Source organism: Frigoribacterium sp. PhB118 (genome assembly GCF_003751725.1).
Taxonomy (GTDB): domain Bacteria; phylum Actinomycetota; class Actinomycetes; order Actinomycetales; family Microbacteriaceae; genus Frigoribacterium.
This window is the reverse complement of the sequence record NZ_RKID01000002.1, coordinates 136,265-150,888: the sequence shown is the minus strand read 5'-3', so window position 1 is coordinate 150,888 and position 14,624 is coordinate 136,265. Positions and strand designations below refer to the sequence as shown.

Below are 14,624 nucleotides of genomic sequence, written 5' to 3'. Positions count from 1 at the left end.
CATGACCGAAGTCAGCGACCGCACCGTTGGTTCGCAACCCGCGTCCGCCCGGCAAGGGATACCCAGCGGGCCGACCGGCGGTAGCTCGCGGCACTCGTGAGTGGCCTGCCCGAACGGTCCCGCTCGTCTTCTACGGTGGCAGGGTGCGTTCCCTGATCCGACTCGACGACCTGGCCCCCTCCGACATCGACCGGGTGTTCGCGCTCGCCGACGCCTACCGCGACGGACGCGGCCCGGTGACAGCGGGCTGTGCCGTCATGTTCTTCCCACCGGCCAGCCTGCGCACCCGGGTGACGTTCGAACGCGGTGCCGCCCTGATGGGCCTCCAGCCGGTCGTGCTCCCGGAAACGACGCTCGACAAGTCCGAGGCCCTCGAGGACGTCGCCGAGTACCTCGGCGCCTGGGCCGACGTCATCGTCGCCCGACACCGGGATCTCGCCGTCCTGGAGGGGCTGGCTGCAGTCGACACGGTCCCGGTCGTCAATGCGATGACCGACCGGAACCACCCGTGCGAGGTGCTCTCCGACCTCTGGTCCCTCCGGCAGCAGAGCGAGCTGGGGTCCCTGCGGTTCCTGTTCGTCGGGGCCGACGGCAACATCGCGGGCGCCTGGCAGGAGGCGGCCCGTGCGCTGCAGCTCGATCTCGTCCAGTGCTGCCCTGCGGGGCTCCGGAGTCCCGGCGCCCGATGGACCGACGACCTCGAGACGGCGATCCGATCCGCCGACGTGATCCTCACGGACGGTCCGGGCGAGCACGAGGAACTCCTCGCGCCGTACCGGATCACCTCGGCTCTGCTCGACACGGCGCCGACGGGGGCACGTCTGAACCCGTGTCCGCCGTTCCTCCGCGGCGTCGAGGTGAGTGCCGACGCCATCGCGCACCCCGCCTTCGTCGGCCACGCCTTCAAGGCATCCCTCCTGCCGGTCCAGCAAGCCGTCATGGCGTTCTGCCTGGACCTGGGATGACCGAGGACCTCGAAGCCGGCTACTACACCGACTGACCACGGACGAGGCGTGGGACGACCCGGACGAAGACGATCATGCCGACGAGTTCGACGAGGGTCTGGGTCACGACGACGACCGGCGCGAGCGAGAGCGACGACGGCAAGGCCAGCGCCAGCGGCAGGACCACGAGCGAGTTGCGCGTGGCTCCGCTGAACACCAGAGCCCGCGTGGCCGGGACGTCCAACCGTGAGAGGCGGCCGACGCCGATGCCGAGTGCAGCCATGACGACGAGGAATCCGGCGTAGAGCGGCACCAGCACGAGAAGCTGCGCCAGGGACTCTCCGACGGCACCGGCCTGTGAGGCCACGACCGTGAACAGCGTCGCCGTCATCAGCGGGACCATGAGGCCCAGCATCGTGCGCTCCACCAGGGCGCCTGCCCGGTGTCGCCGGCCGAGGGCCTGCACGAGTGCGGCCCCAACGAGCGGGACGACGATGAGGAGCAGGAACGCTCGGGCGAAGGGTCCGACCTCGACGACGGCGACGCCCTCGGGGCCGACGAACAGCAGCAGGTAGAGCGGCAGGAGGAGGATCTGCGCCAGCATCAGCAGCGGCGCGGCGGCGAGGAGTCGTTCCGACGCGCCGCCGGCGAGGCCGGCGAACACGATCACGTAGTCGATGCACGGGGTCAGCAGCACCAGGAGCACCCCGAACAACAGGGCCGGCTCGTCCGCGACGAACCGCGACAGCCCGAACACGACGAGCGGCACGACGACGAAGTTCAGCACTCCGACCGCGGCGAGGAACCGTCCGTCTCGGAGGGACCGCCCGATCGCGGCGAACGGCACGCCGAGGAACGTCGCGAACAACAGCAGCCCGAGGACGGGCTCGATCGCTCCCTCGAGGTGGTGCGCTCCCGGCACGGTGAGGCCGATCGCACCGGCAGCCGCGATCGCCACCAGGTAGAGCCCGATCTGTCGACGTCCGAGCCAGGACTCGGCGGCGGTCAGCATCGGACCTGCGGGGAAGAGGAAGGCACCCAGCGACAGTAGAGCGTCACACCGCTCGACGGTCGGGCGGAGCCCGTCGCTCCAGGGGCACGGTGCCCGGTGGGCGTGTGGTGTCCGTGAGGAAGACGGCGTTCGGCGTAGGGAAGTCGTAAGGGCCCGCGATCGGCGCTGCGGCGAGGTGTCTACTGACTCGCTGTGCCCACGACGGGCACCGGGCCGTCCGGCCCGTCGATCGTTCCTCTTGGAGTCGTAGTGCTCGACATCGTGTACGTGCTCGCCGTCATCGCTGTGTTCGCAGTGGTGTCCCTCGTCGCGAAGGGGGTCGAGAAGCTGTGATCGTCTTCAGCATCGGGGCCGCCGTCCTCGCCGTGGCCGCCTTGGCGTACCTCGTGTACGCCCTCGTGAAGCCCGAGCGCTTCTGATGGACGCGCTGTTCGGCATCCTCCAGATCCTCACGGTCGTCGTCGTCCTCGTCGTCGTGTACCGCCCTCTCGGCGACCACATGGCGAGGATCTTCACGACGGCGAAGGACACCCGCGTCGAGCGCGGCTTCTACCGCCTCATCGGCGTCGACTCCGCCTCCGAGCAGACCTGGCCCGCGTACCTCCGCGGCGTGTTGGCGTTCTCGCTCGTCGGCGTGCTGTTCGTCTACGCGATCCAGCGCCTCCAGGCGTTCCTGCCCTACTCGCTCGGCTTCCCCGCCGTCCCCGAGGGCCTGTCGTTCAACACGGCAGCGTCCTTCGTCACGAACACCAACTGGCAGTCGTACTCTCCCGACGTGACCCTCGGGTACGCGGTGCAGCTCGGCGGACTCGCCGTCCAGAACTTCGTCTCCGCGGCCGTCGGGATCGTGGTCGCCGTGGCCGTCATCCGAGGGCTCGCCCGCGCGAAGAGCGGCACGCTGGGCAACTTCTGGGTCGACCTGACACGCACGCTCGTCCGCCTGCTGCTCCCCCTGGCCGTCGTCGCGGCCTTCGTGCTCGTCGCGGGTGGGGTCGTCCAGAACGTCGCCGGGTTCACCGACGTCACGACCCTCACCGGAGGGACCGCGACGATCCCCGGCGGGCCCGTCGCCTCGCAGGAGGCGATCAAGATGCTCGGCACCAACGGTGGCGGCTTCTTCAACGCCAACAGCTCCCACCCCTTCGAGAACCCCACGCCGTGGACGAGCCTGTTCGAGATCCTCATGATGCTCGTCATCCCGTTCTCGCTGCCGCGCACCTTCGGCCGCATGGTCGGCTCGACGAAGCAGGGCGTCGCGATCGCCGCCGTCATGACGACGATCTTCGCCGTCTCGCTGACCGCCATGACCTGGTTCGAGCTCCGCGGTGCCGGCACCGCCACCCAGCTCGCCGGAGGCGCGATGGAAGGCAAGGAGGCGCGGTTCGGCATCTGGGGATCGACCCTGTTCGGTTCCACCTCGACCCTGACGTCGACGGGGGCGGTGAACTCGATGCACGACTCGTACACCGCCCTCGGCGGCATGATGCCGATGATCAACATGATGCTCGGCGAGATCGCCCCCGGCGGCGTCGGATCAGGCCTCTACGGGATGCTCGTCCTGGCCGTCATCACGGTGTTCATCGCGGGCCTGCTCGTCGGCCGCACCCCGGAGTACCTCGGCAAGAAGATCGGGCCGCGCGAGATCAAGCTCGCCAGCCTCTACATCCTGGTCACGCCGACCATCGTCCTCGCCTTCACGGCGCTGAGCTTCGCGATCCCCGCGGTGCGTGCCGACGTCGAGGGCACGTCGATCTGGAACCCGGGCCTGCACGGCTTCAGCGAGGTGCTCTACGCCTTCACCTCCGCCGCGAACAACAACGGCTCCGCCTTCGCCGGCCTCACGGCGAACACCCCCTGGTTCAACACCACCCTCGGTGTCGCGATGCTGCTCGGCCGTTTCCTCCCGATCGTGCTCGTGCTCGCCCTCGCCGGCTCCTTCGCCGCACAGGACAGGGTCCCCGCCACCGCCGGGACCCTGCCCACCCACCGCCCGCAGTTCGTGGGCCTGCTCACCGGCGTCTCGGTGATCATCACCGCGCTGACCTACTTCCCCGTCCTCGCACTGGGACCGCTCGCCGAAGGGCTGAAGTGACCATGTCCATCACCACCGACACACCGACCACCGACCACGAGCGCGAGGGTGACCAGACCCCGACGAACCGAGGAGGCGCGTTCGGCGCCGCCCAGCTCGTCGCGGCCCTGCCCGGCGCGCTCCGCAAACTCGACCCGCGCGAGATGTGGCACAACCCCGTCATGTTCATCGTCGAGGTCGGCGCCGCCTACACGACGATCCTCGCGATCGCCGGCCTCTTCACCGGTCCCGAGACCTCGGGCGGCTCGCCCGTCCCCGGCTCCTTCACCTGGGCCATCGCCGTCTGGCTCTGGCTCACCGTCGTCTTCGCCAACCTCGCCGAGTCCGTCGCCGAGGGCCGCGGCAAGGCACAGGCCGAGACCTTGAAGGCGACCCGCACCAGCACCACCGCCCAGCGCGTGGTCTCGTACGACGCGACGTCCGACGCCGGTGCCGAGCGCGCCTCCTCGGAGTCGGTGTCCTCGGCCGACCTCACGCTCGGCGACACGGTCGTCGTGACCGCCGGCGAGCTGATCCCCGGCGACGGCGACATCGTCTGGGGCATCGCCAGCGTCGACGAGTCGGCCATCACGGGCGAGTCCGCCCCGGTGATCCGCGAGTCGGGCGGCGACCGCAGCGCGGTCACCGGCGGCACCCGCGTGCTGTCCGACCGGGTGGTCGTGCGCATCACGAGCAAGCCCGGCGAGACCTTCGTCGACCGCATGATCCGCCTCGTCGAGGGCGCCTCCCGCCAGAAGACCCCGAACGAGATCGCGCTGAACATCCTGCTCGCGAGCCTGTCGATCGTGTTCGTCGTCGTGACCCTGACGTTGAACCCCATCGCGGCCTACAGCGACGCGTCGGTGAGCATCCCCGTGCTCATCGCCCTGCTGGTCTGCCTCATCCCCACGACGATCGGCGCGCTGCTCAGCGCCATCGGCATCGCGGGCATGGACCGCCTGGTGCAGCGCAACGTGCTCGCCATGTCGGGCCGCGCGGTCGAGGCCGCCGGTGACGTCACCACGCTGCTGCTCGACAAGACCGGCACCATCACCTACGGCAACCGGCAGGCGGCCGAGTTCACGCCGCTCGACGGCATCGCCCGGGCCGAACTCGTCGACGCCGCCGCCCGGTCGTCGCTCAGCGACCCGACCCCCGAGGGCAAGTCGATCGTCGACCTCGCCCTGACGACGGGGTGGCACGACGCCGACGGTCAGCCGGGTGAGATCGTGCCCTTCACCGCCCAGACCCGCATGTCGGGTCTCGACCTGCCCGACGGCACGCAGATCCGCAAGGGTGCCGGCAACTCCGTCATCGCCTGGGTCGAGGAGGACCGCCGTCTCGCCAGCACCGAGCACGACGAACTGCAGACCCGCATCGACGAGATCTCGAACGCCGGAGGGACCCCCTTGGTCGTCGCGATCAAGACCACGGCCTCGGAGGCTCGCGTCCTCGGCGTCGTGTACCTCAAGGACGTCGTCAAGACCGGCCTGCGCGAACGCTTCGCCGAACTGCGCAGCATGGGCATCCGCACGGTCATGATCACCGGCGACAACCCGCTCACCGCCAAGGCGATCGCGGCCGAGGCCGGCGTCGACGACTACCTCGCCGAGGCCACCCCGGAGGACAAGCTCGCCCTCATCCGCCGGGAGCAAGAAGGAGGCGCGCTCGTCGCGATGACCGGCGACGGCACCAACGACGCCCCCGCGCTGGCCCAGGCCGACGTCGGCGTCGCGATGAACACGGGCACCTCGGCCGCGAAGGAGGCCGGCAACATGGTCGACCTCGACAGCGACCCGACGAAGCTGATCGACATCGTCCGCATCGGCAAGCAGCTGCTCATCACCCGCGGCGCCCTCACGACGTTCTCGATCGCCAACGACATCGCGAAGTACTTCGCGATCATCCCGGCCATGTTCGCCGGGGTGTTCCCCGGGCTCGGGCTGCTGAACGTCATGCAGCTGTCCTCGCCGGCCTCGGCGATCCTCTCGGCGATCGTCTTCAACGCCCTCGTGATCGTCGTGCTCATCCCGCTCGCCCTGCGGGGCGTGAAGTACCGGGCGGCGTCGGCGTCGTCGATCCTGTCGCGCAACCTCCTCGTCTACGGACTCGGCGGCGTCGTCGCCCCGTTCGTCGGCATCAAGATCATCGACCTGATCGTCAGCCTGCTCCCCGGCTTCTGAACCGACGCAGACGACGAACGAGAGAGAGACCATGAACACCCGCACCCTGCTCCGCCAGTACGGTGTCGCCCTCCGCGCGATGCTCGTCTTCACCGTCGTCCTCGGCGTGGCCTACACGGCCGTCGTCACCGGGGTCGGCCAGCTCGTCCTGGGCGGCAAGGCGGACGGTTCCGCCGTCCGCGTCGACGGTGAGACCGTCGGCTCGTCACTCATCGGGCAGTCCTTCACCGACGCCGACGGTGTCGCCCTGCCCGAGTGGTTCCAGTCGCGGCCCTCGGCTGCCGGTGACGGCTACGACGCCTCCGCCTCGAGCGGCAGCAACTACGGGCCCGAGAACGAGGACCTCATCGCGGCCGTCGAGGAGCGGCGGGCGGCGATCGCCGAGAGCGACGGAGTCGCCCCGGAGGACGTCCCCGTCGACGCGCTCACCGCCTCCGCGTCCGGGCTCGACCCGCACATCAGCCCCGAGTACGCGCGCATCCAGGTCGAGCGGGTCGCCGCGGCACGTGACCTGCCGGTCGCGGACGTCGAGGCGCTCGTGGAGGAGCACACCCAGGGCCGCGACCTCGGCTACCTGGGCGAGCCCACCGTGAACGTGCTCGAGCTCAACGCGGCCCTGGCCGAGACGGGACGCTGAGACCGTGAAGCGGGGGCGGCTCCGGGTGCTGCTCGGCGCCGCCCCCGGCGTCGGCAAGACCTACACCATGCTCGAAGAGGGGACCCGGCTCGCCCGAGAGGGCAAGGACGTCGTCGTCGCCGTCGTCGAGACCCACGGCCGCGAGGCCACGGCGTCCATGCTCGGCGATCTCGAGGTCGTCCCGCGGACGACGACCCTGCACCGCGGCGTCGAGCTGACGGAGATGGACGTCGACGCGGTCCTCGCCCGGAGACCCGACCTCGCCCTCGTCGACGAGCTCGCCCACACCAACGCTCCGGGCTCGGCCCGGCAGAAGCGGTGGCAGGACGTCCAGGTCCTCCTCGACGCGGGCATCGACGTCATCTCGACCGTCAACGTCCAGCACATCGAGTCACTCAACGACGTGGTGGAGAAGATCACCGGGGCCGCCCAGCGCGAGACCGTCCCCGACAGCATGCTCCGGAGCGCCGATCAGATCGAGGTCGTCGACCTCGCCCCCCAGGCGCTCCGCGACCGTCTCGCCGAGGGGAACGTCTACCCGGCGGCCCGCATCGACGCCGCGCTGTCGAACTACTTCCGCCTCGGCAACCTGACGGCGTTGCGGGAGCTGGCTCTGCTGTGGCTGGCCGACGAGGTCGACAGCGCCCTGAAGGCCTACCGGGTCGAGAACGGGATCGACAGCAAGTGGGAGGCGCGGGAGCGGGTCGTGGTCGCCCTCACCGGCGGGCCGGAGGGCGAGACCCTCATCCGTCGTGGCGCCCGCATCGCCGCCCGGTCGTCCGGGGGCGAGCTCGTCACCGTGCACGTCATCGCCCAGGACGGCCTCCGCGATGCGCACCCGGGTGCTCTCTCGGCGCAGCGCGCCCTGACGGAGAAACTCGGCGGCACCCATCACCAGGTCGTCGGTGGTGACGTCCCCGTCGCCCTGGTCCAGTTCGCGAAGGCGATGAACGCCTCCCAACTCGTCATCGGCGTCAGCCGCCGGAGCCGTGTCGCCGCAGCCCTGACGGGCCCGGGGATCGGCGCCACCGTCATCCGCGAATCGGGTGACATCGACGTGCACATCGTGACCCACTCCGCCGCCGGCGGCCGGTTCACCCTCCCCCGGGCAGGAGGCGCGCTGACGCTGCGGCGTCGCCTCCTGGGGGGCGGTCTCGCCGTGGTGCTCGGCCCGATCGTGACCTGGCTGCTCGTGATGTTCCGCAGCGACGAATCGCTCACGAGCGACGTGCTCGTCTACCAGCTGCTCGTCGTGGTCGTCGCGCTCGTCGGCGGGATCTGGCCGGCCCTCTTCGCGGCGGTGCTCTCGGGAGTGACGCTGGACTTCTTCTTCGTCGAGCCCTACGACAGCATCACCGTCGGCCGGCCGCTGCACCTCCTGACCCTCGTCCTCTACGTCGTCATCGCCCTGCTCGTCAGCTACGTGGTCGACCAGGCTGCCCGTCGATCCCGGGCGGCGGCGCGTGCCGTCGCCGAGTCCGAACTCCTCGCGGCCGTCGCCGGGGGCGTCATCCGCGGCCAGGACGCGCTCCACGCGCTCCTGTCCCGCACCCAGGACGCCTTCCGCCTGCGGACGGTCTCCGTCATCGACGTCGACGGTGACGTCGTCGACTCCCTCGGCGCACCCCGGGCCGGCGACGAGACGACGATCGTCCCCGTCGGCACCCGTGCGCGCCTCGAGATGACAGGACCACCGATGGCGGCGTCCGAGAGGCGCCTCCTCTCGGTCATCGCGGCCCAGGTCGAGACGGCCCTGGAACACAAGGCCCTGTCGGCGACCGCCGACTCCGCGGGGCCGCTGGCGCAGGTGGACCAGGTCCGCACGGCACTGCTCGCCGCCGTCGGACACGACCTGCGGCGGCCGCTCGCCTCGGCCACGGCGGCCGTGACGGGCCTGCAACAAGACGACGTCGTCTGGGCGGACCGCGACCGCGACGAACTCCTCACCACGGCCCACGAGAGCCTCGACGCGCTGTCGGCCCTCGTCACGAACCTCCTGGACGTCAGCCGCGTCCAGGCGGGAGCCCTCGCGGTGTCACGCCAGCCCGTCGACGTCGACGACGTCCTCTTCGCGTCCGTGGACGAACTCCAGGTCGACCCCGGACGCATCGAGCTCCGGATCGGCGAGGACGTTCCCCAGGCCGACGCCGACCCGGTCCTCCTCCAGCGCGTCCTGGTGAACCTGCTCGACAACGCCCTCAAGTACGCCCCCGGGGGGACACCGGTGCGTCTCTCGAGCAGCACCTTCGGGGACGCCGTGGAGATCCGCGTCGCCGATCAGGGGCCGGGGATCAGCCCCGAACGCCTGGACCTGGTGTTCGTCCCCTTCCAGCGCCTCGGCGACACCGACAACACCGCCGGCCTCGGGCTGGGACTCGCCATCTCCAAGGGCTTCACCGAGGGCATGGGGGGCACCCTCCGAGCCGAGGAGACCCCGGGAGGCGGGCTCAGCATGGTCGTCTCCCTTCCTGTGGCTCATCAGACGACCGGGACGGACCACTCGTGAAGATCCTCATCGCCGACGACGATCCGCAGCTCGTCCGGGCACTCACCCTGACCCTCGGGGCGGTCGGCTACGACATCGCCACCGCCGCCGACGGAGCCGAGGCGCTCCGCGCCGTCGTCGAAGAACATCCCGACGTCGTCATGGTCGACCTCGGCATGCCGCACGTCGACGGGCTCGGCGTCATCGAAGGCCTCCGCGGCTGGAGCAACATCCCGGTCCTCGTCGTCTCGGGCCGAGCCGGCGCCGCGGACAAGGTCGAGGCGCTCGATGCCGGCGCCGACGACTACATCACCAAGCCGTTCGCCATGGACGAGCTGTTGGCCCGCCTCCGGGCGCTGACGCGACGGACGACTCCGACCCCCGATCAACCGTCCGAGACGTTCGGGGGCATCCGGATCGACTTCGTCGCCAAGAGCGTCGTCCGCGAACCGGACGAGGCGATCCGCCTGACTCCCACCGAATGGCGCATCCTCGAGATCCTGGTCAGGAACCCGGGGCGTCTCGTCACACGGGAGGACATCCTCACCCGGATCTGGGGTCCGGCACACACCACTGACGGCGGGTACCTGCGGCTGTACGTCTCCCAACTCCGGAAGAAGCTCGAAGCGGTCCCGGCTCAACCTCGCTACCTCCAGACCGTGCAGGGCATGGGCTACCGCTTCGTGCCCGACGAGCCGAGCAGCTGACCTCGGATGCCACGCGCCTCCTGCCCCCGTCGTCAGGGAAGTACACGATGGCGGTCAGAGGACGGGTGCGCTGAGGGACTCCCTGAGACGTCCGACCCGAACGGGGACGTGGTGATCGAGGACGACGCCCGTCGCCTGGAGGGGGCGGTGCCGCACGAGGTCGAGCACGTCCGGTTCCGACAGGGCGTCGGCTCGAGAGGCAGGCAAGAGCAGCGCGTTGGTCGAGACGTCCATGCCGTGGGTGTTCGCCGCCACGGCCCGCGTGCGCGACAAGACGCCGCGAAGGGTCGAGAAGTGAGACCCCGAGACGCGTCCGGAGGCGCGGATGCGTTCCAGGAGGAGGATCTGGCTCACCGGTCGGAGGTGCCGCAGCTGCGTCTCCAACACGTCGGTCAAGAACCGGCCCGCGTCCCGGGAGTCGCGTCGCGATGCGGCCGAGAAATCGTCGACCTCCAGGGCGAGGGCATCGAACTGCGGCCCCGTTCCGTAGAAACGAGTGGCGACGGGGACCGACGTCTTCGACGTCATGTCCGGTTCGAATCCGCCGGCAACGCGGTGTAGACCTCGTTCCAGCGCGCGAGGTACCGCTCGAGCGAGAGGTGGCCTGACGCGAGTTCCCGCTCGAGGGCGACGAGCCGCGCAGCCGTCGCGCGGACGCAGGCGGCGTCACCGAGCACGACCAGACCGCCCGGGGTGCACGTCGAGGACGCCGTCAGCTCTCGCACCGTGGCCCGGAGCCGTGTCGTCATGACGTCGAGGCACAGGAACCCGAGACCGTAGAGGGCCAGAGCGATCGAGGCCGCCACCGGAGCCGGGACCCGGGATGCCAGGACGAGGAGCGACACGGCCGAGCAGATCGCCCCGGCGACGGGCCAGATCTGCCGGAGATGGAGGAGCCTCCTCTCGCGGAGGCTCGTTCCCGGTCGGAACACCCGGAGGGTGATCTGCTGCACGACCGTCGACCGAGCCGGAGCCTGGTCCAGCGTGCCCCACGAATGAGCACCGTCCACGACGTCGTGCACGGCGTGACGCATCGTCGGGAGGGCGCCAGGGGTCGTCATCGTCGGCTCTGGTGCCGGCGCAGACGCCCGACCGTGATGTCGCCCGGGCACGGGACCGCCAGGAGGTCGCCGATGCGAAGGTCTCCGGGCAGGTCGGCCACGGCGAGATCGGGCCCCTCGTCCTGCAGGCCGATCACCATGGCCACGTCGTGGGCCGTCGAGATCCGCCCGATCAGACGCAGCTCCCCGATGGCGACGGGCACCGCACCCAGTCGGGCGTCCACCTGGACGACGATCGCACCGGAGCTGTGGCGACAGACGTTGCTGACGGTGACGACGATCGCCGTGGCGTCGTCGACGGTCGACACCCGGCCACCGGAGCGGGGCACGAGGGCAGCGCCCGTGTGGACGCACGGCGTCTCGCAGATGCTCGCCAGGCGGACGAGGGACACCCCGCCGATGACGACGTCGTCCAGGGTCGGACGAGTCCGTTCCGGCCAGGCGTCGGGGACGAACGGGTCGGCGATCACCCGTCGCATCGAGGGAAGGATGTCCGTGAGGGTCATGAACGGACCTGACGCGCGACACGGCGGTCGCAGGTCGTGTCAGGGGTGGCCGGCGATGAGTGCATGAGACAGTCCTAAGCGGCCCAGCCGCGCGAGACGGAGTCCCTTGCGACATCTGAACGCCGTGGCCCCACATCCTGACGCAACCCGTGCGCGAGGACCTCGTCACCCTTCGACGCGGGCCGCCATCCGGGCCGCCCAGGGAGTCTCCGACCGGGCCCCGGCCGCGGTCTGCCGGGGGGCCCCGACCGTCAGTCGGTCGACGGCAACCGGAGCGCCGCGGTGTAGTCGGTCCCGTGCCTCGGGTGGGAGGCGAAGCGGCGCAGGTCCGAGTGATCACCACGGCAGATGGCCGCCGCCATGCGATGGGCGCGGGCGGCGTTGCGGACGGGAGAGTACTGGTCCGCATCCGGTTGCACGGCGGTGAGATCGGCAGCGAGGCGATCGTGGTGCGAGGCCGCGACCTCGAGGTCCCCGCCGCTGTCCCGCGTGATGGTCGCCGCCAATCGCAGCTGCGACTCGAGGGTCTGCACTCCGACGTCGGTGGGCTCGTTCGTCCTCAGGACGCGGACCAGCTCGCCGAGGGCGAGCGTCCGGGCCCAGGCGGTGAGGCGAGACGACTCGCTCACCGGTGACCTGGCCATGTAGCGCTCGATGCGTTCGAGCAGGGGGTCCGTCATGACGTCATCCTCGCAGCCGCCCGTCGTCGTCCCGGGTCAGTCGTAGACGCGCCCCAGCACCCAGCCGCCGTCGGTGCCGAGGACGACCTCGAACATGTGGGTCGTGTCGTCGTCGTCGGTGGCCTGGAAACGCCAGCCGACGAAGCGACGGGGCGGGTGCGTGATGAAGGGGGGCGTCACGGCCGGCTCGACCCGCAGCTCGGTCGGGGTGTCGCTCACCCGCCACCGTCGGCAGGACCAGACCAGCCGCGCCGGCAGGTCGCGCTCGAACCACAACGCGACGGGCTCGTGGGTGGTCTGGGTGCTCATGTCGTCCTCCTGCACGTTCGAACGTGTGTTCGAACGGATCGAGTGTAGGTCAGGCCGGGAGGGCGGGCAACCAGATCACGATCGTCTTCCCGGACAGGGGGTCGAGCGGGGTGCCCGGGGCTGGATATGATCCGGCGTGACCCGGTGATCCGACCGCCCGGTCCACGAAGGGGACGACCGTGAGCACACCGATCGAGCCGGGCGCACCCGAGCAGCGACCGCAGGGATGGCAGCAGCCCGAGCAGCCGCAGCCGCAGCCGCAGCAGCAGCCGCAGCAGCAGCCGCAGGGGTGGCCCCAGCCCGGGTCCGAGTCGCCCGGGTGGCCGCAGCAGCAGCAGCAGCCCCAGCCCCAGCCGCAGGCCCAGGCCCCCTGGCAGGCGTGGCCGACGCCGGACCCCTACGCCGCGCCTCCTGCGTTCCTCCCCGCCCTGCCGTCGCAGCCGTCGAGGACCCCCTGGGTCCTCGCGATCGTCGGTGCGGCGGTCGTCGCCCTGATCGTCGGCGGCGGGGCCGGCCTGCTCGGCGGGATGTCGCTCGCCGGCGGGGCGGCCGGCTACGGATACGACGACGGTTCGTCGTACGCCGACGAGGACCCCACCACGTACTTCGGCTCGGACGCGGTCTACGGCGACTACCTCTACCCCCTCGACTTCTCGGGCGTGACCAGCGTCGACGGGCTCGACGTCGGCACCTGCTTCACCGTCGGCGACCTCGGTCGCGAGGGCACCGGCGACGTCGAGACCGCCTCGTGCGACGAGGCCCACGACGAAGAGGCCTACCTGGTGGACGAGCTGGACGGCGGGGCGTTCCCCGGCGGCTACGAGGTCCTGGACGAGGCGGCCGACCTCTGCGACGCGGCCTTCAGCGACTACGTCGGGGCCTCGTACGACGAGTCCCTCGCCGACTACGGCGTGCTCGCCCCCACCGAGAAGGGCTGGGACGACGGCGAGCGCTCGGTCGTCTGCTACGCGTACACCTACGGCACGACCCGCGTCGGCAGCCTGGCGGACTCGGGCGTCTAGGCCGGGACTCCCGGCTCGGCGTCGGTCTCGTGCCGCGCCTCGGCGGCGGTGACGCCCCCGAGCGACCTCACCACGGCCGGCGCGATCGCCTGCCCCCAGCGCCGGTGCATGGTGGCCCACGACAACAGCTCCTGGTGGTACAGCCCCTCGGACCGCCACTCGGGGAACGGCACCCACGACGCGCCGGGCGTGGTCAGGGCGACCCGGGCCGTCAGCGCGTTCAGTCGTTCGATCTGGCGGGTCAGCAATCGCTTGGCGACCGGGGGGATCGGCCGGAACTCGGCCATCGGCGGGATGCCGACGTAGACCATGCGGCAGTCGGGGCCGGCCGTCTCGCGCACCCGGTCGGCGAGACGGCGGAGGTCGGCCTCCCAGGAGGCGCCCCCGGTCGCCAGCAGGACGTCACAGATGCCGAGCAGCACCACCGCCGCCTCCGCGGGGTCGGTCGGCAGCTCGACGCGGGCGGCCTCGGCGGCGGTGAGCACGGGTGCCGAGACCTCGCGCCAGGTGACGCCGCGGCCCCGGGCCGAGCCGACGAGGCGGGCGGTCTGGCTGGCGCAGGTCAGGTCGTGCGCGAGCACGCCGAAACCCTCGACGGCGATGCTGCCGACGAAGAGCAGGTGCACGGGGTCCGGGCCGTCGATGGTCATGCGGCGGGCGTCGCGGGGGTAGGGCGCCCGCGCCACCTCGCGCCGGTACAGCGCGAGGTGCAGGCGGAAGAGGGGTTGGGAGGCGCGCAGGACGGCCGCGATCAGGCGGCCGTGCGGGCGGGGGGTCGGGGTCTCGACCAGGGGCATGTGCGTTCGCAATCCGTGCAGTGCAGGAGGCGCGGCCTCCGGCGGTCTCGTCCCGAGACCGAGGTCAGTCTGCCGGTCCCCCGAAATGAGGACATTCCCCTTTCGGGGGTGGGTGGCGCAGAAGGCCGGGGAATCAGGCCTCGGAGCCGGCTTGGTCGACGACGGAGAGGGGGCGCTGTCCGCAATGCGAACAGCCCGGTCGAGTAGTTA

General features: G+C 71.0%; 16 protein-coding genes. 9 read left to right on the top strand and 7 right to left on the bottom strand.

From position 1 onward, the window contains the following. Positions 1-143 precede the first annotated feature (143 nt). On the top strand, positions 144-965 hold the full coding sequence (locus EDF21_RS07700) for an ornithine carbamoyltransferase (RefSeq protein WP_233568420.1): 822 nt from the start codon (positions 144-146) through the stop codon (positions 963-965). A 22-nt stretch (positions 966-987) separates the two neighbouring features. On the opposite strand, the gene EDF21_RS07695 is transcribed toward EDF21_RS07700, so the two are convergent. Continuing rightward, positions 988-1,956: an arsenic resistance protein gene (locus tag EDF21_RS07695; RefSeq protein ID WP_123570935.1), complete on the bottom strand. Its 969-nt coding sequence runs from the start codon at positions 1,954-1,956 to the stop codon at positions 988-990. A 192-nt stretch (positions 1,957-2,148) separates the two neighbouring features. On the opposite strand from EDF21_RS07695, the gene EDF21_RS16705 reads away from it, so the two are divergent. The 7 genes from EDF21_RS16705 to EDF21_RS07665 are packed head-to-tail and all read left to right on the top strand — an operon-like array spanning position 2,149 to position 10,039. Beyond that, positions 2,149-2,289: a hypothetical protein gene (locus EDF21_RS16705; protein ID WP_157485569.1), complete on the top strand. Its 141-nt coding sequence runs from the start codon at positions 2,149-2,151 to the stop codon at positions 2,287-2,289. After that, the gene (gene kdpF / locus EDF21_RS07690; RefSeq protein ID WP_071257733.1) at positions 2,286-2,375 is read left to right on the top strand and encodes a K(+)-transporting ATPase subunit F; all 90 of its coding nucleotides are present in this window, start codon (positions 2,286-2,288) and stop codon (positions 2,373-2,375) included. The genes EDF21_RS16705 and kdpF overlap by 4 nt, the downstream gene beginning before the upstream one ends. Next, positions 2,375-4,048, top strand: coding sequence for a potassium-transporting ATPase subunit KdpA (gene kdpA / locus EDF21_RS07685; RefSeq protein ID WP_123570934.1), 1,674 nt, complete (start codon positions 2,375-2,377; stop codon positions 4,046-4,048). Before kdpF ends, kdpA begins: the two co-directional genes overlap by 1 nt. A gap of 2 nt (positions 4,049-4,050) precedes the next feature. After that, positions 4,051-6,210 (top strand): potassium-transporting ATPase subunit KdpB, encoded by a 2,160-nt coding sequence (gene kdpB / locus EDF21_RS07680; protein WP_056049831.1) that lies wholly within the window; start codon positions 4,051-4,053, stop codon positions 6,208-6,210. Between the two features lie 31 nt (positions 6,211-6,241). Beyond that, the gene (gene kdpC / locus EDF21_RS07675; RefSeq protein WP_055976368.1) at positions 6,242-6,847 is read left to right on the top strand and encodes a potassium-transporting ATPase subunit KdpC; all 606 of its coding nucleotides are present in this window, start codon (positions 6,242-6,244) and stop codon (positions 6,845-6,847) included. A gap of 4 nt (positions 6,848-6,851) precedes the next feature. Next, positions 6,852-9,353, top strand: coding sequence for a DUF4118 domain-containing protein (locus tag EDF21_RS07670; protein ID WP_123570933.1), 2,502 nt, complete (start codon positions 6,852-6,854; stop codon positions 9,351-9,353). Then, complete coding sequence (locus tag EDF21_RS07665) at positions 9,350-10,039, top strand: response regulator transcription factor (protein WP_056049824.1); 690 nt, start codon at positions 9,350-9,352, stop codon at positions 10,037-10,039. The genes EDF21_RS07670 and EDF21_RS07665 overlap by 4 nt, the downstream gene beginning before the upstream one ends. Before the next feature lie 54 nt (positions 10,040-10,093). On the opposite strand, the gene EDF21_RS07660 is transcribed toward EDF21_RS07665, so the two are convergent. The 5 genes from EDF21_RS07660 to EDF21_RS07640 form a co-directional block, all read right to left on the bottom strand. Beyond that, entirely contained in the window at positions 10,094-10,567 is a 474-nt protein-coding gene (locus EDF21_RS07660; protein WP_055976375.1) for a hypothetical protein, read from the bottom strand. Further along, positions 10,564-11,100, bottom strand: a complete 537-nt coding sequence (locus tag EDF21_RS07655; protein WP_056049822.1) for a DUF6611 family protein — start codon at positions 11,098-11,100, stop codon at positions 10,564-10,566. The genes EDF21_RS07660 and EDF21_RS07655 overlap by 4 nt, the downstream gene beginning before the upstream one ends. After that, the gene (locus EDF21_RS07650) at positions 11,097-11,606 is read right to left on the bottom strand and encodes a hypothetical protein (RefSeq protein ID WP_055976379.1); all 510 of its coding nucleotides are present in this window, start codon (positions 11,604-11,606) and stop codon (positions 11,097-11,099) included. Before EDF21_RS07650 ends, EDF21_RS07655 begins: the two co-directional genes overlap by 4 nt. 251 nt (positions 11,607-11,857) lie before the next feature. Then, positions 11,858-12,286, bottom strand: a complete 429-nt coding sequence (locus EDF21_RS07645; RefSeq protein ID WP_055976381.1) for a hypothetical protein — start codon at positions 12,284-12,286, stop codon at positions 11,858-11,860. 36 nt (positions 12,287-12,322) lie between these two features. Further along, positions 12,323-12,595 (bottom strand): hypothetical protein, encoded by a 273-nt coding sequence (locus EDF21_RS07640; protein WP_148053659.1) that lies wholly within the window; start codon positions 12,593-12,595, stop codon positions 12,323-12,325. Positions 12,596-12,774: 179 nt separating this feature from the next. Between EDF21_RS07640 and EDF21_RS07635 the strand changes: the two genes are divergently transcribed. After that, entirely contained in the window at positions 12,775-13,617 is an 843-nt protein-coding gene (locus tag EDF21_RS07635) for a septum formation family protein (RefSeq protein ID WP_123570931.1), read from the top strand. On the opposite strand, the gene EDF21_RS07630 is transcribed toward EDF21_RS07635, so the two are convergent. Then, on the bottom strand, positions 13,614-14,414 hold the full coding sequence (locus EDF21_RS07630; protein WP_123570930.1) for a GDSL-type esterase/lipase family protein: 801 nt from the start codon (positions 14,412-14,414) through the stop codon (positions 13,614-13,616). The genes EDF21_RS07635 and EDF21_RS07630 overlap by 4 nt on opposite strands. Positions 14,415-14,624: the final 210 nt, after the last annotated feature.